Genomic DNA, 405 nt, shown 5'->3' with positions numbered 1-405 from the left:
CTCTACCAGCATCCCGCGGAAAAACGGCTCCGGCTCGCGCAACGATGCGATCGCGTCCACCACCTTGCGGTCGTAAAGGCCGAAGCCGGTCGCGTCGGAGATAATCCGGTACTCGCCGACCTTGCCCGCGAACCAGTAGAAGACACGGCGGAGCGAGCCGAACACGAAGGTCGATTGCCCCTGCTCGCGCACGCCCAGCACGATATCGAACCCGGCGCGCCACCGCTCCACGAAGCGGCCGAGCAACTCCGGTGGGTCCTGAAAATCGGCGCACATGCCGACGACGGCCCGGCCGCGCGCCTGGAAGATGCCGTGCGTCGGGGAGCGCATCTGCCCGAAATTGCGCGTGTTGACGATCAGGCGGACGCGCGGATCGGCCGCGCACAGGCCGCGAACGATCTCGAC

General features: G+C 67.4%; 1 protein-coding gene. It reads right to left on the bottom strand.

The genetic code is table 11. From position 1 onward, the window contains the following. The coding region (locus AC0IYH_RS29560; RefSeq protein ID WP_471837616.1) for a glycosyltransferase family 2 protein at positions 1–405 on the bottom strand (405 nt) is incomplete at both ends.

This window comes from Pseudomonas sp. AC463, from assembly GCF_979253585.1.
Note: the sequence above shows the minus strand (reverse complement) of the source record. Positions and strands in the feature narration are given on the sequence as shown.